The sequence below is a fragment of the Porcipelethomonas ammoniilytica genome (genome assembly GCF_025567485.1).
In the GTDB taxonomy this organism is placed as follows: domain Bacteria; phylum Bacillota; class Clostridia; order Oscillospirales; family Ruminococcaceae; genus Porcipelethomonas; species Porcipelethomonas ammoniilytica.
This window is the reverse complement of the sequence record NZ_JAOQKH010000004.1, coordinates 169,892-191,639: the sequence shown is the minus strand read 5'-3', so window position 1 is coordinate 191,639 and position 21,748 is coordinate 169,892. Positions and strand designations below refer to the sequence as shown.

Sequence of the window (21,748 nt, the reverse complement as noted above, 5' to 3'; positions counted from 1 at the left end):
ATATTTATAATTTTTGATATACTTAATAGTATAAAAATTTTACAAGCACAAACACAGCAACCCCCAATTACAGGGGGATTGCTGTTTGATCAATTATATTTTTTTGTTTTAAGAATTATATTTATTCATTGCCTCATCAATTTTTCCGTCGATCATAAGCTCCAGACTGTCACATGCTTTTTTGCATGACTCCTGGATCTTTTCCATATCTTCTTTGTTAAAGCGGCTTAAAACCCAGTCTGCAAGGTCGAATTTAGGGTGCGGCTTTCTGCCGACGCCCATTTTTATTCTCGGAAAAGTGTCTGCACCGGTCAAATAAATAATACTTTTTATCCCGTTATGACCGCCGTCACTTCCCTTTCGTCTGATACGCAATGTGCCCGGTTCAAGGGATATATCGTCATAAACAATTATAACATGCTCAATATCCAGCTTATAAAATGCCATTGCCTCGGAAACCGCCTGACCGCTGTTGTTCATATAAGTTTCAGGCTTCATGAGAATACAGTGCTTTCCGCTTATCGTCACATCACTGCAAAGTGACTTGAATTTAAATCTTTTTACATCTGTCTCCAGACGTTCAGCCATAGCGTCAATAACCATAAACCCTGCATTATGACGTGTATATGCATACTGCTCCCCGGGATTTCCCAGACCTACGATAAGATATTCAACAGGTCCGGTAGGTACTGATTCTGATTTTGAAATTTCTCTGAATCTGTCAAAAATACTCATTTAATATCACGCTTTTTCCAATCTTTTCTTAAGTTTAGTCAGGCTATAGCCTTCTTTTATTTTAACAACTCCCCTGTCAATTGCAAGAGCATAGTCGGGAACGTCCCTTGTGATTGTAGTTCCGGCAGCAGTATATACAGCCTTACCCAGCTTTACAGGAGCAATAAGATTTGTATTACAGCCAATAAAACAGTTGTCTCCGATCTCACAGCGGCTCTTTACAATACCGTCATAGTTAACGGTCACTGTACCGCAGCCGAAATTGACCTTTTTACCCACGTCGCTGTCGCCCACATAAGTGAGGTGTGCAACTGCAGTACCTTCGCCGATCGTGGAATTCTTGATCTCAACAAAGTCGCCGATTTTAACTCCGCTCTTTATATGGCTGCCCGGACGGATATGAACCCACGGTCCGATCTTAACACCGGCGTCAATCGTGGACTTGAACGCCTGAACATAGTTTAGACTTACACCGTCTTTAATGTCACAATCGTCAATTATGCAGTTTGGACCGATACGGCAGTCCTTACCGATTTTTGTCTTTCCCCTCAGATGAGTTCCCGCCATGATTTCAGTACCTGCCTCGATTTCAACATCTCTGCCGATCACGATACCGTCAATACAGTTAAACTCAACGCCGTTTTCCAAATGCTTCTCAATTACTGCCATTCTTGCAGCAGTATTAAGAGCCAAAAGACCTTTTCTGTCGTTTGCACCTAAAACCACATTCGGATTTTCCGAAATATATGCGTTAACATTTCTGCCCTTATTAAGAGCAATGAAAACACTGTCTGTCAGATAATATTCACCCTGAGAATTATTCTGAGTAAGTTCTCCCAGATATTCAATAAGGTCGGAGGTTTTAAACCAGTAAGCTCCGGAATTTACTTCCTTTATCTCACGCTGTGCAGCAGTAGCGTCTTTTTCCTCAACAATTGAAGTTATACCGCTTTCGCCTCTTACGATTCTGCCATAGCCCTTTGGTTCGTCTATCTCAGCGGTAATGACAGTTATTGAATTATCTTCCTTTTCATGAAGCTCCAGGGACTTTTTTATAGTTTCAGAGTCGATAAACGGAGCATCACCGCACAGTACGAGAGTATGCCCTCCGCCGTTTTTTTCCATAAACGGTACTGCCTGCATTACCGCATGACCTGTGCCCAATCTTTCACTCTGAAGAACCGTTTCATATCTTCCGCTTAAATATTCATCAATTTTTTCAGCCATATATCCCTTGACAATACAAAGATTTGAAAGCTCGGCTTCCTCACACGCTTTTATTACCCATTCAAGCATAGGTTCTTCCAATACCTTAAACATAGGCTTGGGAATATCCGCTTTCATTCTCTTTCCCTGACCGCCTGCCAGTATAACAGCATTATTCATCATGATCTTTCCTCTCAAAATATATTGAAATTTACTTTTTATGTATGCGCTTTGCTACGTTCAATAATACTCATATTGTTTTAGGTAAATTAAAAAGTTATATCTTGCGTTTTAATCTAAATAATGTTTTCCTATGAAACTTAAATTAAACAATTAAATAAGCACACAACAATCATTATAAATATATTATGACAGCTATTCAGTCATTTTTCAAGGGATTTTTAAAAAAAATTAAAATTTTAATATTTTTTGTGAATATTGCTACAAATTAACCTGTAAGATTTTTTTTAAAAATATATGGAAATTTTTCCACTTATATGTTATAATAATAATTAACAGACCGACATGGGTTTTCCGTCGGACTGAAAGACAAAAAATATCTGGAGGTATAAAACCAATGGCAAAGAAATATTGCTACCTTTTCTCTGAAGGTAATGCTAACATGAGAGAACTCCTGGGCGGCAAGGGCGCTAACCTTGCTGAAATGACAGGTATGGGTCTTCCCGTTCCGCAGGGTTTCACTATTTCAACTGAAGCGTGTACACAGTACTATGAGGACGGCCGTCAGATCAATCCTGATATCATGGCTGAAATTAATGAATACATCGGTAAGATGGAAGAAATCACCGGCAAGAAGTTCGGCGATCACGAAAATCCACTCCTCGTTTCTGTTCGTTCAGGCGCTAGAGCATCAATGCCTGGTATGATGGATACTATCCTGAACCTCGGTCTTAACGAAGAGGTTGTTGAAGTTATTGCTGAAAAGTCCAATAACCCAAGATGGGCTTGGGACTGCTACAGAAGATTCATTCAGATGTATTCAGACGTAGTTATGGAAGTCGGCAAGAAATACTTTGAAGAACTTATTGACGAAATGAAGGCTAAGAAGGGCGTTACTCAGGACGTTGACCTTGATGCTGACGACCTTAAGGAACTGGCTGCACAGTTCAAGGCTGAATATAAGGAAAAAATCGGTACAGACTTCCCTTCTGATCCTAAGGAACAGTTAATGGGCGCTGTACAGGCTGTATTCCGTTCATGGGACAACCCAAGAGCTAACGTTTACAGAAGAGACAACGATATCCCTTATTCATGGGGTACTGCCGTAAACGTACAGTCAATGGCTTTCGGTAACATGGGTGACGACTGCGGTACAGGCGTTGCGTTTACACGTGATCCTGCTACAGGCGAAAAGAAGCTCATGGGCGAATTCCTTACAAACGCACAGGGCGAAGACGTTGTTGCCGGCGTTCGTACACCTATGCCTATCGCTCAGATGGCTGAAAAGTTCCCTGCTGCTTTTGAAAAGTTCCAGAATGTATGCAAGACTCTTGAAGATCACTACAGAGACATGCAGGATATGGAATTTACTGTAGAACACGGCGAACTCTTCATGCTCCAGACAAGAAACGGAAAGAGAACAGCTCAGGCTGCTCTGAAGATCGCATGCGATCTCGTTGACGAAGGTATGAGAACAGAAGAAGAAGCAGTTGCTATGATCGATCCTAGAAACCTCGACACACTGCTCCACCCTCAATTTGACGCTAAGGCTCTTAAGGCTGCTACACCTGTAGGCAAGGGCTTGGGTGCTTCTCCAGGCGCTGCATGCGGTAAGGTTGTATTCACAGCTGACGATGCTGTTGCTTGGCATGAAAAAGGCGAAAAGGTTGTTCTTGTTCGTCTTGAAACATCACCTGAAGATATTACAGGTATGAAGGCTTCTCAGGGTATCCTGACAGTAAGAGGCGGTATGACTTCTCACGCTGCCGTTGTTGCTCGTGGTATGGGTACATGCTGCGTATCAGGCTGCGGCGATATCAAGATGGACGAAGCTAACAAGAAATTTGAACTTGCAGGCAAAACATATACTGAAGGCGATTATATCTCAATCGACGGTTCAACAGGTAACATCTACGACGGCGTTATCCCTACAGTAGACGCTACGATTGCCGGCGAATTCGGCAGAATCATGGCTTGGGCTGACAAGTACAGAGTTCTTAAGGTAAGAACAAATGCTGATACTCCTGCTGACGCTAAGAAGGCTCGTGAACTGGGTGCTGAAGGTATCGGTCTCTGCCGTACAGAGCACATGTTCTTTGAACCGGACAGAATCGGTGCATTCCGTGAAATGATCTGCTCAGATACAGTTGAAGAAAGAGAAGCTGCTCTTGCTAAGATCGAACCTATGCAGCAGGCTGACTTTGAAGCTCTTTATGAAGCTCTGGAAGGCTGCCCTGTAACAATCAGATTCTTAGATCCTCCGCTTCACGAATTCGTTCCTACAGAAGAAGCTGACATTAAGGCTCTTGCTGATACTCAGGGTAAATCTGTTGAAACAATCAAGAATATCATCGCTTCACTTCACGAATTTAACCCAATGATGGGTCACAGAGGCTGCCGTCTTGCTGTAACATACCCTGAAATCGCTATTATGCAGACAAAGGCTGTTATCAAGGCTGCTATCGCAGTTTCTAAGAAGCACCCTGACTGGAATATCGTTCCTGAAATCATGATCCCGCTGGTTGGCGAAATCAAGGAACTTAAATATGTTAAGAATTTCGTTGTTGAAACTGCTGACGCAGTTATCAAGGAAGCCGGCGTTGACCTCAAGTATGAAGTAGGTACAATGATCGAAATCCCAAGAGCTGCTCTGACAGCTGACGAAATTGCTAAGGAAGCTGAATTCTTCTGCTTCGGTACAAACGACCTTACACAGATGACATTCGGTTTCTCAAGAGATGACGCTGGTAAGTTCTTAGACGCTTACTATGACGCTAAGATCTTCGAGAACGATCCATTTGCTAAGCTCGACCAGACCGGTGTTGGTAAGCTCATGGATATGGCTGTTAAGATGGGTAAGGAAGTTCGCCCTGATATGCACATCGGTATCTGCGGTGAACACGGCGGCGATCCTTCATCTGTTGAATTCTGCCACAAGCTTGGTTTGACTTATGTTTCCTGCTCACCATTCCGTGTTCCAATTGCAAGACTCGCTGCAGCACAGGCTGCTATTGCAAGCAAATAATTCGAATTATTAAATTTCTGAAATTTATATTATATTGTCAAAAAATGATAATCTGATTGCACAAAATCTTATCATCTTTGACTTTCGACTCTCATTGTCAGGTGACGGCAATGAGAGTTCTTTTTTATACATTCTTTGTATTGACAAACAATAAAAATAGTGGTAAAATATTTTAAAAAAGGAGGTTTCAAAAGATGAAATTAAAAAAATTATCTGCCGCATGTTTAGCGGCTTTGATCAGCACAGTAGGTCTGCACTCATTTATGCCTGAATCCGGCTTTAACAGTACCGCATATGCCGCTGAAACCATAACAGGCGATGCTAACGGCGACGGAAAAGTTACCGCTCTGGATGCTGCTTTTATAGCACGTAAGCTTGCAGAACAGAAAGGTTCAGAACTTCCGTCAAATGCAGATTATAACGGAGACAAAAAGACAACTGCCGGAGACGCTGCCGCTATTGCTTTTAGACTTGCTAATAATTATAATATTACAAAAATGATTGAACTGACAAACGCTGAACGTACTAAGAAAGGCATAGCTCCTCTTAAGTTTGATGAGGGTCTTACAGCCGCTGCAATGGTCAGAGCAAGAGAATCAGCGTCTTCTTTTTCTCATACACGTCCTAATAAAGAATCATTCTACACAATACTTGATGATTTCAATTTAACATGGATGTCAGCTGCGGAAAACATTGCAGCCGGAAACGCTGCAGCAGGAGGTTCTTCACCTGAAATGGCTATGGACCTTTGGATCAATTCATCAGGACATTACAACAACATGATAGATAAAGAATACAATAAAATGGGTGTTGGCTGTATTTATGTAGCAAATTCCACCTATGGATATTACTGGGTTCAATTATTTTCAGATTAATAATTTTTTATTAATTTATTAAAAAGAGCAGTTAAACTGCTCTTTTTTTTGCATATTTTCCTCTGAAAACACATATACATGCTATTGAAAACTTTATCTACCGACAGGGGGAGTTATATTGAAAGATTTAAATTTTAAGGAAACTTCTGAAAAATACAGAAATGAAATGATCAAGCTATATGGAGCAAAATTTAAAATGGACAATATAAAAAAAGAAGAACCTGATTCAGAAATTAAAATAGAATATAATGAAAAAATTGAAGATAATAAAGAAATTCCAGAAGTTCTTAATGAACAGGAAGATGAAGATATTGAAAAAAAATATCCTCCTCCGGAAATCCCCGTATTTATGCAATTGGACAGCACAAGCACACGACCCCAGACTGAAGCAGTTATAAATTATAACAACGGTCAGACAAATAATATTTCAAAAATAAGGGAAGCTGAAACACCGAATTACAATATCCAGAATGCTCCTCAGCATAGCGAAATCCCCCAAGAGACTCCGCCCTCTTCAAATCCTCTGGAAAACAAATGGGGATATCTGAAAATTACCGTTAGAACCGGAAGCAACGGTATTCCTGTACCCAATGCTTCGGTAACCGTTTCGAGAAGATATGATGGAAAAGAAGAAATTATCAGTATGACTACCACAGATATAAGCGGTGATACTGAAGTATTCCGGCTTTCAGCTCCTTCTCAGGGAAACAGCAACACTCCACAAGACTATGATAATTATTCAGTTTACGATGTTGCGGTTTATGCCAGAGGATATTACAGGGAAGTAAGCCGAAATGTACCCATATTTGAGAATATTACTTCTATTCAGGGATTTAATTTAATTCCTGAACCATATTCATTTGATTCCGGAGGAAATTTTATATCCTACGGCAATCAGGAACCTGAAGTATAAGGAGGTTTTATAATGACAGGTACACCGTTTATTCCTGAAAGAATAACTGTTCATCTTGGTCCTCCGGACTCAAATGCTGAAAATGTAAGTGTAACATTTCCCGATTATGTAAAAAATGTAGCAAGCAGTGAAATTTTTCCTAATTGGCCGGAAAATTCTCTGAGAGCAAATATTTATGTAATTTCAACGTTTGCTCTTAACAGAATTTATACAGAATGGTACAGAGCTAAGGGATACGACTTTGATATAACAAATTCTACTCAATACGATCAGAAATTTATTAACGGACGTGAAATATTTGAAAACATAAGTCAGCTTACTGACGAATTATTCAGCAATTATGTAAGACGTCAGGGGTACGTTGAACCGCTGTTTACTCAATTCTGCAACGGCACAACAGTAACCTGCGAAGGACTTTCACAATGGGGAACAGTCGACCTTGCAAAACAGGGAATGACTCCCTATGAAATTTTACAGTATTATTACGGAGATAATATCGAAATAGTAAGAGATGCCCAGGTTATGACTAATACTCCGTCATATCCGGGAATTGAACTGCGTCTGGGTTCATTCGGCAACGACGTAAGAACAATACAGGTACAACTAAACCGTATCGCAAGAAATTATCCTGCAATACAAAAAATAAGTTCTGTTGACGGCGCATTCGGCGTACAGACAGAAGATGCTGTCAAAACATTTCAGCAAATTTTTAATATGCCTCAAACAGGTGTAGTTGATAAAGCAACATGGTATAAAATTGCATATATTTTTACAAGCGTTAAAAAACTGGCAGAACTTAATTCCGAAGGTCTTCGTCTAGAAGAAGTAGATAAGCAATTTAAAGAAGATCTTTCTCCCGGAATGCAGAACAACGAAGTAAAAATCCTGCAATATTTCCTTGCAGTTATAGGCGCATATTACGACTCTATAATGCCGGTAGATATAACAGGATATTACGGTTCGGAAACTGAAGCATCTGTCCGTTCTTTCCAAAAAACCTACGGCCTGCCTGAAACCGGAACAGTAAACCGTGCCACATGGTTTGACATATACAGAGCCTATGACGGTATAATTCAGTCAATTCCTATTGACGACGGAGAAGATGTTATACTCTTTCAGGGAACGATCCTCAAGGAGGGAATGTCAAACGACGAAATCAAACGTCTCCAGGAATATCTTACGTTTATTAATCAAACATATCCTAATATTCCGGCAGTTAACAATACCGGCTATTTCGGTCCTGTTACACGCTCATCAGTACTGGCGTTTCAGCGGCAGTTCGGACTTCCGCAAAACGGTCTGGTCGGTGCGGTAACATGGAATGAAATAGTTGGTCTTTACTCCGATCTGAAATACGGATTTGACAAGCGACCGTATCAAAATCCGGGATATACTATTAAATAGGAGGCAAATATGGCTTATACAGAAGATCAGAAATCAAGGCACATTACAGAGCTTCAGCGATATTTATACAGTATTTCTCATTATAATGAAAAAATACCCAGAATCTTTCCGGACGGCATATATGGTCCTGAAACGACTCAGGCGGTCAAAGCGTTTCAGCATGATTATAATCTTCCGGTAACTGGTGAAATTGACAGCGCTACATGGGACAGATTAGTTGAAGTCTATCTGGATTATAATAAGGACGCTATTTTTCTTGAAGTATTTCCGTCCAATTTCGTTCTTGATCCAGGAAGTGAAGGTCCCATAGTTTATATTATCCAGACTATTATAAACACCCTTAGTTTAAGATTTGATAATATAATTCCTGTAAAAGTAAACGGTGTTTACAACAAAGAAACTCAAAACGCTGTTAATTCCTTTAAAAAAATAAGCGGTACTGATAACGGTATTGAAGGAGTTGATACTGATACATGGAATAAAATGGCTTCCGGTTTTAACATGATGGAAAAAACTAAATAAACTTAGCCCCCGCTTAATACGGGGGCTGTTTTTATTATTAAGTTTATTTTATGCGTCACTATTTACCAATACTCTTTTCAGCAAGATATTTAGCTACTTCAGCGGCGTCAAGAGCGGTTACATCGGTACTCTTATTAAAATCTGCACGATAATCAAGATCTTTTTTATTTTGTTCCGCTAACTTTCTTGCAATATAAGCTGCATCATTTGCTGTTATTTCACCATCTCCATTAGCATCTCCGTTTACATCTTCTTCGTTGTATACTAAATAAGTTGTTTGGAGAACCTGATTTGCTTCGCCGGTTATTAAATTTACACGTCCAAGTGCATCACGCATAACTTCTCCGTCAATATAACCATAGAATCCACCATAATATATATGCATTTGCTTATAAGCATTTTTAATTATGCCATCATCAAGCCATTTTGAAGACTGTTCAAACATCTTATTCATTTCCTCCTGGGTTTCAAAAGAAATAACATATACATTATTTGACGTTCCAGACTTTTCAATTTTATAACCTTCAGAAATTCCCAGCATTTCATTTGTAATTTCTGTATCATCGTTAACAATAACTGATAGTTTAAAATCCCATCTTTCACCTTCAAATGTAACAATTTTAGTTCCGTCTTCAAATTCCATAATTGTATTATCATCACTTACGACTTTATTTCCATTACATACATAATTAGGAGGTGCCGGATAAAATGTAAGTGCTGATGCCGAAGATAACTCAACTGCACTTATTATTGCCATAGCAGATAAAATTCCTAATATAGCTTTAATCTTTTTCATAATAAAAACCTCCAATCAAATTATATTTATAAATATTTGTTATCATATGCAAACTGTAAAATTTCAGACGTTATTCTTGTTGCGCTTGAAGAATAAATATATTGAGTATTCAGATCATAAAAAACAACAACTGAAATGCCAATGAGCAGCTGTCATAATTTCACTAGCTACCTTATATACTATTTTAAACAATATATCAAAATGTAAATATAAGGTGTTTTCCATTAAATGTTTATAAAAATGTTATATTTTTATAACTGTATTATATCACTTTCTACTTATTCTGTCTATTAATTTATTAAAGTTTTTTTATTTTTGTATATATGCACAAAAATAAATAGAGTATTTGTACATTAGTACAAATACTCTATCATAAATATTATTATTGTTGTTCAACAAACATACCTTCGGCTTTTGACATAGCTTTAGCGGCAAGAAACCGTGCTATTTCTGCACAATCCAGTGCGGTTATTTCGCCGTCGCCGTTAACATCTGCCGTTTCCGGTAATTCGTCCACTTTCTGCTCCGCAAGTTTTCTGGCCAGAAACGCTGCGTCCATTGCGGTAAATTCTCCGTCTTCATTAACATCTCCAGTACTGTATGCAGAATCTAGTACATATGACACATGATAAAATTGCATAACTTGATACAAGCAATACCTTATTTTTGCAATTTCAAGTTTAGTAAAATCTCTGCTATAAAAACGATCATGTACCCAAATCGTATGGTCTATGCTATTACCATACAAATCTGTTGTTATACTGCTTTCAATCACAAAATCAATATCATCTACGTCAAGTAATCTCATAATTTCTTTTTCCGTATAATAAGGAATGTATTTACGATATTTGCTCATAAAAATATCTCCAAAAAAATTACAATGATACATGCCAAGATTCAAGTCATCGAACATTGCTTTTGGAGAGGTTGGTCTAGGATCATTTTCATCTACAGGATCAAGCGCAAAAAATTCTTCCTCACTCATTTCAAACAATTCCGATAATGTATATATATTTTTTTCTGTATCAGTAGTCTCAGCGTTAACTGCAAGACTTCCTAACAACGAAACCGATATCATACCTGCAAGTATTGCACTTAAACATTTTTTTAGTTTTTTCATAATAATACCTCCATAATTTCACTAGCTACCTTATATATACTATTTTATACAATATATCAAAATGTAAATATAAGGTATTTTCCATTAAATGTTTATAAAAATGTTATATTTTTATAACTGTATTATACCACTTTCTACTTATTCTGTCTATTAATTTATTAAAGTTTTTTATTTTTGTATATATGCACAAAAATAAATAGAGTATTTGTACATTAGTACAAATACTCTATCATAAATATTATTATTGTTGTTCAACAAACATACCTTCGGCTTTTGCCATAGCTTGGGCAGCCAAGAACTTAGCAATCTCTGCGCAGTCCAAGGCGGTTATTTCGCCGTCGCCGTTAACATCTGCCGTTTCCGGTAATTCGTCCACTTTCTGCTCCGCAAGTTTTCTGGCCAGAAACGCTGCGTCCATTGCTGTAAATTTTCCGTCTTCATTAACATCTCCGGTACAGTATGCAGAATCTAGTACATATGATACATGGCCAAATTCCATTACCTGATACAGGCAATATCTTATTTTAGCAATTTCAAGTCTAGTAAAATCTTTGCTATAAAAACGATCATGCACCCAAATCTTACTGTCTATTCCATTACCATGCAAATCTGTTACTATACTGCTTTCAATAACAAAATCAATATCGTCTACGTCAAGTAATCTCATAATTTCTTTTTCCGTATAATAAGGAACATATTTACGATATTCACATGTATAAACATTTCCAAAAAAATTACAATGATCCACACCAAGATTCAAGTCATTGTACATTGCTTTCGGAGAAGTTGGTCTAGGATTATTTTCATCTACAGGATCAAGCGCAAAAAATTCTTCCTCACTCATTTCAAACAATTCCGATAATGTATATATTTTTTTTTCTGTGTCAGCATTAACTGCAAGACTTCCCAGCAACGAAACCGATATCATACCTGCAAGTATTGCGCTTAAACATTTTTTTAGTTTTTTCATAATAATACCTCCATAATTTCACTAGCTACCTTATATATACTATTTTATACAATATATCAAAATGTAAACATAAGGTATTTTCCATTAAATGTTTATAAAAATGTTATATTTGTATAACTGTATTATACCACTTTCTACTTATTCTGTCTATTAATTTATTAAAGTTTTTTTATTTTTGTATATATGCACAAAAATAAATAGAGTATTTGTACATTAGTACAAATACTCTATCATAAATATTATTATTGTTGTTCAACAAACATACCTTCGGCTTTTGACATAGCTTTGGCAGCCAAGAACTTAGCAATCTCTGCACAGTCCAAGGCGGTTATTTCGCCGTCACCGTTAACATCTGCCGTTTCCGGTAATTCGTCCACTTTCTGCTCCGCAAGTTTTTTTGCTATAAATGCCGCATCCATTGCTGTCAGCTTTCCGTCTTCATTAACATCTCCAGCACTGTATCCAGAATCTAATACATATGACAAGTGATTAAATTCCATAACTTGATAAAGGCAATAGTTTACTTTTGCAGCTTCAAGTTTAGTACACTCAGTGTTATAAAATCGATCATGTACCCAAACTATATCACTTATGCCATTACCATAAAAATCTGTTGTTACACTGCTTTCAACCACAAAATCAATATCATCTACATCAAGTAATCTCATAATTTCTTTTTCCGTATAATAAGGAACATATTTACGATACCGACATGTAAACATATTTCCAAAAAAATTATAACCATCCATAGCAAGATTTATTTCATCGTAAATCATTTTCGGCGTTACGACTTTATGTTGATATGCAGGTGAAGGATTAAGCTCAAAAGAATCGAGTGCAAAAAATTCTTCCTCGCTCATTTCGAATAATTCTGATAATGTATATATTTTTTTTTCTGTATCAACCGTCTCAGCGTTAACCGCAAGGCTTCCTAACAGCGAAACCGATATCATACCTGCAAGTATTGCACTTAAACATTTTTTTAGTTTTTTCATAATAATACCCACTCCTTTAAATTATATCTTTTAATATAAATTATTATCTCTTCTCATTGCAATAACATCAGCGCTGTTTGCAGAACCGTCATTATTGTAATCAGCAAGATAATATTGTACGTTTGATAAATCATTTACTTGTAATATATATTGAATTATATAGTCTACATCTTCTGTTGTTATAGCGCCATCGTAATTCACATCGCCTTTTTTCAATGAAATATTTTGATATGCATATGCAAATTTATCCTCGTCAAATTTTATCAATTGTTTATCCGTTCCTATTTCATTTCCTAAATTATCCAATACATTAAATTCATAATCATCTCCCGTTGTTGTTCCCGATAAATATGTAAACCAATTATACCCACTGCAGTACCTTGAAATAGGTGACGCCAAATTATCATAATCAAAAAAGATATCTCCGTTAAAAGCAAATCCGCCAGCATTTGAACTAACATACGGGAATATTGTATATGCATTATTATGCGACCACAATGTAGATGTTCCCCTGTTTATCTTTAAAGTTAAAGTCTCACGGTCAGACGTATTAACAGAAAGACGTCCTACAAAATTAACATTTTTATGTGCAACATCTATAGTGAAAAAAGCATTCTCACAATCAGGCAACTTATTAAAAGCGGGACTACGCGTTCCAGAATATTTTGCTTCCCAATTATTAACGTTATTAGCGCTTACTTTATTCAATGCATCGTACATTACCCAAAAATAACCGGTATTTGAGCTAATCCCACTTGAAACAAAACTTGTTCCCCATGAATTTGCTATTTTAAAAGCGCCTTTTTCACAATCTTCAATAATGCCGTTTCCGTTAACATCATAACTTTTATTATCATCATAGCCTACAACAGTAAGCATATGTGAACCGCCCTGATAACATCTGAATGCTAAACTTTCACCATTTTGAACAACTGAATTCCAACGATTATGTGAAACAACCGTAAGTACTTTACCATTATTCAGCATTTGCTTTACTATATTAAGATAAGGATCATTTACATTCTGTATAGTATTATCAAGAGGCATATCATATTTTGCAGTATTTTCTACTCTGGTTTCTAAAGCCTCTATCTTTTCATTCTGCAATTGAGAAGGCCATTCCGTGTAATTATCCGTATAAGGAAAATCATTGCTTTTTAAGCTTCCTAATGTTTCCAATGTAGAATAGGCGTCTATGGGACAAAGACCTATGTCATTTCCATTATTTATCAAATTATAAATCCATTTAGGTGAATAAATGACTCTGTCAGAAACATTGGTCACATTATTAAGTTTGTTTACCTCATATGAGTATTGGTAATAAGTTGTTGCAAATGCCACACATGATCTTAACCTTCCTTGATTGGCTATAGGCGGAAAGCATGGCGAAGTACTTAAATCAACCGAACTTGGTACAGAAGCTGTCGTTGTCGGAATGTCCCCTGGATTTTCAAAAATATTATTTATACCTAGTGTTGAATTCAATATTACGCCTTCAGAACAAGTATTTTCTTCCGCTCCTACCGGTAACATACTGATTAGATTAACAGCCAATATTCCACCTACAGCAGCACTTAAAAGTTTTTTTAATTTGCTCATTGTATTGTCCTCCTATTTTTAATTTGAATAGTATTTTTCCTTCTGTTTATATTATATCACAAATTTCCTATTTTTACCATAGTTGTTTTTATATATTTATAATTTTGTATATATGCACAAAAATTAATAGAGTATTTGTACTAATTTACAAATACTCTATTAAAAATAATATTATTGTTGTTCAACAAACATACCTTCGGCTCTTGCCAAAGCTTTAGCGGCAAGGAACCGAGCTATTTCTGCGCAATCCAATGCTGTTATTTTCCCGTCACCATTGAAATCTGCTGTTTCCGGTAATTCGTCTGCTTTCTGTTCCGCAAGCTTTTTTGCTATGTATGCTGCGTCTCCGGCTGTAAGCTTGTCATCGCCGTTAGCTTCTCCATAATTAGAGGCATGCGAAAAAATGTCAACATAAGGTGAAAGATAAAGTAAATTACTATCAGCCTGCATAATACAATATTCAAATTTTGCTAAGTAAAGTATATCCTCATCAGTTATTTCTAAAAACTTTAATTTAAAATCAGTAATACTTACCTCAAGCCTCCAATCGAAATAAGACGAACCTGACATCAACGGTGATTTTACTGTATATTCAACACTATCCCCTAATAAATACTGTATGCATTTTTCAGTTTCATAAGGAATATATTCCTTATCACTTGATTTTACAGTACAATCAAATACGCCTCTTAACCCGACATAGTCACTATACATAACTTTCAAGGCCTCATAATCAGGCACATTAGATGAACCCTGCATATTATTAATACCATATATTGCCCTAGCTTCACCCTCAGGTATCGATTTCATATCATAATAACAAGAATTAGCAGTTTCGTCAAGAGCCAAAAATTCTTCTTCACTCATCTCCAACAGTTCTGAAAAGGTATATATTTTTTCTTCTGATGCACTTGTAGATAAACTTCCCAACAACGAAACCGACATCATACCTGCAAGTATAGCACTCAAACATTTTTTTACTTTCATAATAATCGCCTCCATTATTTTCTATTTTATGTTAATTTTCTACGTATATAACTTCTGCCGACTGAATTCAGTCGGCAGAAGTTATATAGGTGATATCATAAATTGAATTATGGTATGTGTTAAAATATTATATTCATTGTCTTAGACGATGAATATTCTGATATTTCTTCACTGACCAAAACTAGTCAGCGAAGAAAAGCAGAAATAATTACTCATATAATGAGGTGCATATACGAATAATTAATATCAAATCAATTTTGGCATGCCAAAGACTTTGAAGTTGATTTTTCAACGCTAACCGAAGAATAATCGGTGCTGAATAATAATACAAAGCTCATTCATATCAAGAGGTGATATGTCTAAAGTATATCATATTATCGATTACAAGAAACATTCAAAAAACGGGGGATCTAACCGAACCACTAATCAACATCTAAATTTAAGGTTTCTGTACCGGCTAAGCCGATACAGAAACATATATGAATTGATTCACAAAAGGTTGAGATGATATTGTGAACAATCATACAGCAAATCTTCGACATAACCAAAATTGATAAGCTATCACGAATACTACTGGAAATCTATATTCCTTTCATATCCATTTATATTATAGCACAATATTCCAGTACTGTCAATAGTTTTTTTGAAAAAATATGTAAACAATTTATGAACAAATTAAAGACTTTTTTCGATACTGTATTTTATTACATCTTCATAAGAATTTCCCTTATAAACTTTTGCTACGGTTTTTACTCTATATGTACCGCTGTTTAATGTTGCCGAAGTATTATTAAAATCTAAACTCGTTGAATATTCGGTTCTGTACCATATTGCATGATCTATCCAATCACTACCGGATTTTTTCTGCAATATCTGCTCTACATAAATTTTAGTAATATCAGATTTACCTGATATAATACTAGTACAAGTAGCTTTTTTATTGGAAATAGAAATTTTACTTTGTGCATCATCAACATTTTCACTGAAAACGATGATTTCTTCATCAACAGCATAATCCAATTCATCAGCATTGACTATCATTCCCGATGTTCCGACTGCCAGAGCTGCTGTAAATACAGCAATAAATTTTTTCACTTTTTTCATATTTTTACACCTCATTAAAATTTGTTAGAAATTCACATTTCTATATATAAAGACAATAAAAACGATAATTTGCGGAATTCTTTTTTGAAATTTATTTTATTTTTGTAGATTTGCATAAATCAAGAGCAGTTTCCTGACTTGTATTTGTTCGCAATGTAAACAAATATATATCGTTGCTCCACATGATCAGATAATAATCTTCCTCTTCATCAAAATGGATCACATATTTTATTCCGTCTCCATCCGTAATAATATCATTGATCCCATGTTCATTATCAATGTAGATTATATTATCTTCCACTACTTCTTGTACAAATTTTATATAATCTTCATTATTTTCATAATATTTTTTTTGAGAAAATTCGCCTACAGTTTCATCCTTTAATTCAAAGCCTTCGGGTACTTCTATAGTATATTCTTCTTCAATTGTAGCAGGAAAAACATAATTTTCTTCACATTTTATACGAACTTCATCAAAATCATAATGGTACAGAACCAGATAATCAACCGCCGGATCTCTTCCGGCGTCTGTCAGTATACTCAATCCAGCCGCCATAACAAATATTGCCGCAACACTTGCTCCGCAGCGTCTGGCCATGCTGATAATTTTACCCCCGCGAGTTTTTCGTCTTTTTATAATCTTTGACATTCTGCGTTCAAACTCATCTGAAAATTCATGTTCATAATCTAAAGGAAGCGATTCGTTAAGTATTTCCGGAATAACAGATTCTGCCAGAGCTTCGGCAAATATGGATTTATCTTTTTTCATCTTTTGTCCGCCTCCAGTAATCTTTTCAAATGTTTTCTCGCCTGCTGCAACCGTTTCTGAGCAGCAGCATTTGTAATTTTTTTCATCTTTGCAATTTCTCTTAAACTTAAATCATAAAAATAGTAAAGTAACAATACTTCTTTTTCTTTAGGTTTTAATTTTGATATTTTTTCCTTTAAATACATCTTGTTTATATACTGCAATTCAATATCAGATAAAAAACTGTCATCATTTTCACAGTCATCTATGCTTATGCAATTATTTTTCGATTCTGAATTAATAATATTTTTACAGATGTTTTTTAATGTAAGAACACAATATGCTTCTATCTGACTATCGCTCAGCGTTTTAAAGGAATCGAATTTTACGGAAATATTTAAAAACGCTTCAGAAACAGCTTCCTCTGCAAGCTTTTCATCATTTAGCATCTTGTACGCTATAAAGTACAATTTCTGCTTTTGAGCATTATAAAGACGTTCAAAGCCGTCCTTTTCATAATCTTCTTCAGTAAAAGTCATATACGTCTCAAACATAAACGTCCCTTCTGTTATGTCATTTCAGATTCCTCCTTTTCATAATACATATAAAAATACGGATATTCTACCATATTTTATTAACAAACTTAATTTTTGTTGATATACACAATTTTGCAATAATATTTAGTTTTAGTTTTCGACACATATGACAATTTTAAAAATCGGAATATTATTGCTTATATATATAAAGACAACAAAAATGACTGTTTGCGGACATTTTTTTCAAAAAATATTTATATTTCGTATGAATGCACAAAATCATACGTTTTTTTTGTAAAAATTGCACATATCCGACATTAACATATCCACTATAATTTATAAAAAACAAAAAATGTCACATTATTTTTAAAAATAGGGTGACAATTCGATTTTTTTATGATATAATAGAAAAGGCAAAAACTTGTCTTAAAAATGGAGGTTAAAAAATGGAAGCTACAAGAAAAAAAACAACAACATTCAACATTGTCATGGTGGGGCTTTCTGCCGCACTGATATGTATTGCAGGACCTTTTGCAATTCCGATACCGTTCAGTCCTGTCCCGATATCGCTTATCCCACTGGCAATTTTTATTTGTGCGTTTCTTCTTGACTGGAAATTGTGCGGCTTAAGCTATGTAATATTCCTGCTTTTAGGAATGGTCGGACTTCCGGTATTTTCGGGATTCAGCGGCGGTCTGGCAAAGCTTGCCGGTCCTACCGGCGGTTATCTTATCGGTTTTATTTTTACAGCGTTGATATGCGGATTTTTCGTTACTAAATTCGATAAGATATATATGTACGTAACAGGAATGGTTCTGGGCATTATTATCGCCTATCTTTTCGGTACTGTCTGGTTTACAATCCAGCAGGATACTAATTTTATAACAGCTCTTAGCCTATGCGTGATTCCATATCTTCCGGGCGATGTTATTAAAATAGTTATTGCAGTACTTGTCGGACCTATACTCAAAAAAAGAATTGCAAAGCTTTCAATATAGTGAAAAAAGAGGACTGATAAAATCAGTCCTCTTTATTTTTGCTTTTCTTTCTTTTTTTAACGCATTCCGTCAGCAGAAATTCAATTTGTCCGTTAATAGAACGGAAATCGTCCTCAGCCCAGTCTGCCAGATCTGTCCACAGCTTCGGGGACAATCTCAGCACTATCTGCTTTTTTCCGCTGTCTTTTTTCTCTGCCAAGCTTATCCCTCCGATATATTTTTAATAAAGCGAACCGCTGTTCACTATCGGCTGAGCATCCTTGTTTCCGCAGAGAACAACCAAAAGATTTGAAACCATCTGCGCTTTGCGTTCTTCGTCAAGACTGCATATTTCGTTTTCAGAAAGCTTATTAAGCGCCATTTCAACCATACCTACCGCACCTTCAACGATTTTTTGTCTTGCTTCAATAATAGCCGCCGCCTGCTGACGCTGTAACATTGCCGCCGCTATTTCCGGCGCATATGCAAGATGTGTTATTCTTACTTCGATCACTTCCAGTCCGGCAACCTCGACCTTCTGCTGAAGTTCTGTCTTTAGAGCGTCCGCTACCTCCTGACTGGAGCCTCTGAGAGACTTTTCGTCTCCCTGCTCGGAAACGTCGTAAGGGTAAAGTCTTACAATATTTCTCAATGCCGAATCTGCCTGTGTGGAAAGATAATCCTCATAATTATCAACGTTAAATACGGCTTTCGCAGTATTATTGATTTTCCAGATAACATTTACTCCGATCTCAATTGGATTTCCCTGTTCATCGTTTATCTTCTGCTTTTCATTGCGCAAAGTCATTGCCTTGAGTGAAAGCTTTTTATCTACTGACGATACGGCTACCTTTATTTCGCCGTTTTTTACTTTTTGATTCAGATCGTTTAAATGCTTTGTATACGCAGGATTGACAGATGTACTGAAAGGATTTACAAAGAAAAATCCGTCTTTTTTAATTGATCCGCTGTACTTTCCGAAGAGAGTCAGAACCAGCGCCTCATTGGGTTTAATTACTCTCAGTCCGCAATCGATTAATATAGCCAAAACAATAATAAGCGAAGCCAAAATAAATATTACAGCTGCAAATCCGTCGTCTCCGTCAGAAACGGCTTTTCCCCCGGCAATAAACGCTCCGATAGAAGCAAGATACAGAATCAGCGACAAAAACAGCATTCCCCAGCCGCTTGAAGGATTCATTTCCTTTTCTTCAAAATTGATTTGTTTTTTCTCTTCCATAATGATTTCCCCTTATTTCAAATTATTAATTGATATGTTTTGATATCAATTTGATATCACTATATTATCACAGATTTTCCGGTTTGTCAAGAGGGTATTTGATTTTTCCGGAAAAATATGATATATTGTTTTCAGAGGTGTTTTAGAAAATGGAAAAAACAAACGTAATGAGAATACTGGATCAGAAGAAGCTTGAATATAGATCTCATTTTTACGGCGATACCGGAGCAATAAGCGGAACCGATGTAGCTCAGGCGCTGAACGAAAATCCGCAATCGGTTTTTAAAACTCTTGTAACTGCGGGAAAATCAAAAAAATATTACGTATTTATGGTACCGGTATGTGAAGAACTGGATTTGAAAAAGGCTGCTAAATCAGTTAATGAAAAATCCATAGAAATGATAAAATCAAAGGAACTTCTTCCGCTTACAGGCTACATTCACGGCGGATGCTCCCCCATAGGTATGAAAAAGCTTTTTACTACCGTTATTCACTATACCGCAAATAGCTTTGACAAGATTTTTTTCAGCGGCGGCAGGATTGGATGTCAGATAGAAATGTCATTTGAAAGTCTGAGAAAGGTCATACCGATCAATACCGCAGATATAATTGTAAATAAAAATGATTTATAACAGCATAGTAAAAGGCAGATTTATTTCACGTCCGAACCGATTTATAGCATACGCCGAAATAGACGGCAAAGAAGAGATCTGTCATGTAAAAAACACGGGACGGTGCAGAGAGCTTCTTATACCCGAAGCAGATATAATTCTCGAAATATCAGATAATCCTAACCGCAAAACAAAATTTGATTTGATTTCCGTCTATAAAAACGGACGGCTTATAAATATAGACAGTCAGGCGCCAAACAAAATTGCCGCAGAACTTTTGCCAAAGCTTTTTCCGGATTATATTATAAAGCCCGAACAGAAATATAAAAATTCACGTTTTGATTTTTATTTGGAGTCGGCAAATAAAAGAGCTTTTGCTGAAGTCAAGGGAGTTACTCTTGAAAATGAAAACATCGTTATGTTTCCGGACGCTCCTACAGAAAGAGGCGTAAAACACATAAACGAACTTATTCAGGCTGCCGAAAACGGCTTCGACGCATATATTTTGTTTATCATACAAATGAATCAAGTAAAATACCTTATTCCGAATTATGAAACTCACCGAGAATTCGGAGAAGCCTTACACCTTGCAAAGCAAAAGGGTGTCAAAATTCTTGCTTACGACTGTATTGTAAAAGAAAACGAGATAACCGCACATGCTCCTATAAAGGTTTTTACCGAAAATATGATCTGATTTTTGTCTAATTTTTTCATAAAAAGATATTGCTTTTTTTTAATTGTTATGTTATACTAAATTTAAATGGTTTGAAATACGTTATATCCGGCGCTGTTACAAAGTACTTTAGGCTTTAGAAGAATAAAAAGAAATCGGCAGTTTTTACCAAGTAATTTGTAAAAGAGACGGGTATATAATAATGGAGGAAGATATTAAATGAATATGAGTATACTGGAAATTATCGGCGGAATACTGCTGATTTTAACCTGCGTTCTTGCGGTTATTTTATGTTTGTTACAGGATTCAAAGCAGCAGCAGAATATGACGGCTGCAATTACCGGCGGCGCTAACGATTCATTCTATGAAAAAAATGAAGGAAGAACAAAAGAAGCTATTTTCAGAAAAATCACAAGAGTTTTACTTATTGCTTTGTTTGTTCTTACGATTGCTGTGAACGCCGTTATAGCTTTTGTAAAATGATTATTAATTCCCTGTGACAAAAACGAAAAGGTTAATGTCGCAGGGATTA

The 21,748-nt window shown here is 36.1% G+C and carries 22 protein-coding genes; 9 read left to right on the top strand and 13 right to left on the bottom strand.

All coding sequences use genetic code 11. From position 1 onward, the window contains the following. Nucleotides 1–108 precede the first annotated feature (108 nt). The gene (pth, locus tag OCV67_RS05110; RefSeq protein WP_147642886.1) at nucleotides 109–735 is read right to left on the bottom strand and encodes an aminoacyl-tRNA hydrolase; all 627 of its coding nucleotides are present in this window, start codon (nucleotides 733–735) and stop codon (nucleotides 109–111) included. 6 nt (nucleotides 736–741) lie between these two features. Next, entirely contained in the window at nucleotides 742–2,124 is a 1,383-nt protein-coding gene (glmU, locus tag OCV67_RS05105; RefSeq protein ID WP_317235029.1) for a bifunctional UDP-N-acetylglucosamine diphosphorylase/glucosamine-1-phosphate N-acetyltransferase GlmU, read from the bottom strand. A 394-nt stretch (nucleotides 2,125–2,518) separates the two neighbouring features. Here glmU and ppdK point away from each other — a divergent pair, with 394 nt between their 5' ends. The 5 genes from ppdK to OCV67_RS05080 all read left to right on the top strand — a co-directional run bounded on the left by ppdK (nucleotide 2,519) and on the right by OCV67_RS05080 (nucleotide 8,860). Continuing rightward, nucleotides 2,519–5,146, top strand: coding sequence for a pyruvate, phosphate dikinase (gene ppdK, locus OCV67_RS05100; RefSeq protein ID WP_147642884.1), 2,628 nt, complete (start codon nucleotides 2,519–2,521; stop codon nucleotides 5,144–5,146). 194 nt (nucleotides 5,147–5,340) lie between these two features. Then, the gene (locus OCV67_RS05095; protein WP_147642882.1) at nucleotides 5,341–6,021 is read left to right on the top strand and encodes a CAP domain-containing protein; all 681 of its coding nucleotides are present in this window, start codon (nucleotides 5,341–5,343) and stop codon (nucleotides 6,019–6,021) included. A 118-nt stretch (nucleotides 6,022–6,139) separates the two neighbouring features. Beyond that, nucleotides 6,140–6,934: a carboxypeptidase-like regulatory domain-containing protein gene (locus OCV67_RS05090; RefSeq protein WP_147642880.1), complete on the top strand. Its 795-nt coding sequence runs from the start codon at nucleotides 6,140–6,142 to the stop codon at nucleotides 6,932–6,934. A gap of 12 nt (nucleotides 6,935–6,946) precedes the next feature. Continuing rightward, on the top strand, nucleotides 6,947–8,338 hold the full coding sequence (locus OCV67_RS05085; RefSeq protein WP_147642878.1) for a peptidoglycan-binding protein: 1,392 nt from the start codon (nucleotides 6,947–6,949) through the stop codon (nucleotides 8,336–8,338). A 9-nt stretch (nucleotides 8,339–8,347) separates the two neighbouring features. After that, nucleotides 8,348–8,860, top strand: a complete 513-nt coding sequence (locus OCV67_RS05080) for a peptidoglycan-binding domain-containing protein (protein ID WP_147642876.1) — start codon at nucleotides 8,348–8,350, stop codon at nucleotides 8,858–8,860. 58 nt (nucleotides 8,861–8,918) lie between these two features. Here the strand turns inward: OCV67_RS05080 and OCV67_RS05075 are convergent, their stop codons facing one another. From OCV67_RS05075 to OCV67_RS05035, 9 genes are all read right to left on the bottom strand, one after another. After that, nucleotides 8,919–9,656 (bottom strand): dockerin type I repeat-containing protein, encoded by a 738-nt coding sequence (locus OCV67_RS05075; protein WP_147642875.1) that lies wholly within the window; start codon nucleotides 9,654–9,656, stop codon nucleotides 8,919–8,921. 382 nt (nucleotides 9,657–10,038) lie between these two features. Next, nucleotides 10,039–10,776, bottom strand: coding sequence for a dockerin type I repeat-containing protein (locus OCV67_RS05070; protein WP_147642873.1), 738 nt, complete (start codon nucleotides 10,774–10,776; stop codon nucleotides 10,039–10,041). A 241-nt stretch (nucleotides 10,777–11,017) separates the two neighbouring features. After that, a complete protein-coding gene (locus OCV67_RS05065; RefSeq protein ID WP_147642872.1) occupies nucleotides 11,018–11,746 on the bottom strand; it encodes a dockerin type I repeat-containing protein in 729 nt (242 codons plus the stop codon). Nucleotides 11,747–11,988: 242 nt separating this feature from the next. After that, nucleotides 11,989–12,741 carry a dockerin type I repeat-containing protein gene (locus OCV67_RS05060; protein WP_147642870.1) on the bottom strand — a complete coding sequence of 251 codons (753 nt, stop codon included), beginning with the start codon at nucleotides 12,739–12,741 and terminating at the stop codon, nucleotides 11,989–11,991. Nucleotides 12,742–12,771: 30 nt separating this feature from the next. Further along, nucleotides 12,772–14,340: a C1 family peptidase gene (locus OCV67_RS05055; protein WP_147642868.1), complete on the bottom strand. Its 1,569-nt coding sequence runs from the start codon at nucleotides 14,338–14,340 to the stop codon at nucleotides 12,772–12,774. A gap of 171 nt (nucleotides 14,341–14,511) precedes the next feature. After that, nucleotides 14,512–15,327, bottom strand: coding sequence for a dockerin type I repeat-containing protein (locus tag OCV67_RS05050; RefSeq protein WP_147642867.1), 816 nt, complete (start codon nucleotides 15,325–15,327; stop codon nucleotides 14,512–14,514). Nucleotides 15,328–16,002: 675 nt separating this feature from the next. Next, nucleotides 16,003–16,431, bottom strand: coding sequence for a hypothetical protein (locus OCV67_RS05045; protein WP_147642865.1), 429 nt, complete (start codon nucleotides 16,429–16,431; stop codon nucleotides 16,003–16,005). Between the two features lie 91 nt (nucleotides 16,432–16,522). Beyond that, complete coding sequence (locus OCV67_RS05040) at nucleotides 16,523–17,200, bottom strand: hypothetical protein (protein ID WP_147642863.1); 678 nt, start codon at nucleotides 17,198–17,200, stop codon at nucleotides 16,523–16,525. Beyond that, entirely contained in the window at nucleotides 17,197–17,733 is a 537-nt protein-coding gene (locus OCV67_RS05035) for an RNA polymerase sigma factor (RefSeq protein ID WP_147642861.1), read from the bottom strand. The genes OCV67_RS05040 and OCV67_RS05035 overlap by 4 nt, the downstream gene beginning before the upstream one ends. Before the next feature lie 428 nt (nucleotides 17,734–18,161). Here OCV67_RS05035 and OCV67_RS05030 point away from each other — a divergent pair, with 428 nt between their 5' ends. Beyond that, on the top strand, nucleotides 18,162–18,713 hold the full coding sequence (locus OCV67_RS05030) for a biotin transporter BioY (RefSeq protein ID WP_147642860.1): 552 nt from the start codon (nucleotides 18,162–18,164) through the stop codon (nucleotides 18,711–18,713). Nucleotides 18,714–18,735: 22 nt separating this feature from the next. Here OCV67_RS05030 and OCV67_RS05025 read toward each other — a convergent pair whose 3' ends face one another. Both OCV67_RS05025 and OCV67_RS05020 read right to left on the bottom strand, forming a co-directional pair. Then, nucleotides 18,736–18,912 carry an Arc family DNA-binding protein gene (locus tag OCV67_RS05025; RefSeq protein WP_147642858.1) on the bottom strand — a complete coding sequence of 59 codons (177 nt, stop codon included), beginning with the start codon at nucleotides 18,910–18,912 and terminating at the stop codon, nucleotides 18,736–18,738. A 21-nt stretch (nucleotides 18,913–18,933) separates the two neighbouring features. Continuing rightward, entirely contained in the window at nucleotides 18,934–19,932 is a 999-nt protein-coding gene (locus tag OCV67_RS05020; RefSeq protein WP_147642856.1) for an SPFH domain-containing protein, read from the bottom strand. 149 nt (nucleotides 19,933–20,081) lie between these two features. Between OCV67_RS05020 and ybaK the strand changes: the two genes are divergently transcribed. The 3 genes from ybaK (at nucleotide 20,082) to secG (ending at nucleotide 21,699) form a co-directional block, all read left to right on the top strand. Further along, a complete protein-coding gene (gene ybaK, locus OCV67_RS05015; protein WP_147642854.1) occupies nucleotides 20,082–20,564 on the top strand; it encodes a Cys-tRNA(Pro) deacylase in 483 nt (160 codons plus the stop codon). Then, nucleotides 20,554–21,237, top strand: coding sequence for a DNA/RNA nuclease SfsA (gene sfsA / locus OCV67_RS05010; protein WP_147642853.1), 684 nt, complete (start codon nucleotides 20,554–20,556; stop codon nucleotides 21,235–21,237). The genes ybaK and sfsA overlap by 11 nt, the downstream gene beginning before the upstream one ends. A gap of 198 nt (nucleotides 21,238–21,435) precedes the next feature. Then, nucleotides 21,436–21,699 carry a preprotein translocase subunit SecG gene (secG, locus tag OCV67_RS05005; RefSeq protein WP_262644295.1) on the top strand — a complete coding sequence of 88 codons (264 nt, stop codon included), beginning with the start codon at nucleotides 21,436–21,438 and terminating at the stop codon, nucleotides 21,697–21,699. Nucleotides 21,700–21,748: the final 49 nt, after the last annotated feature.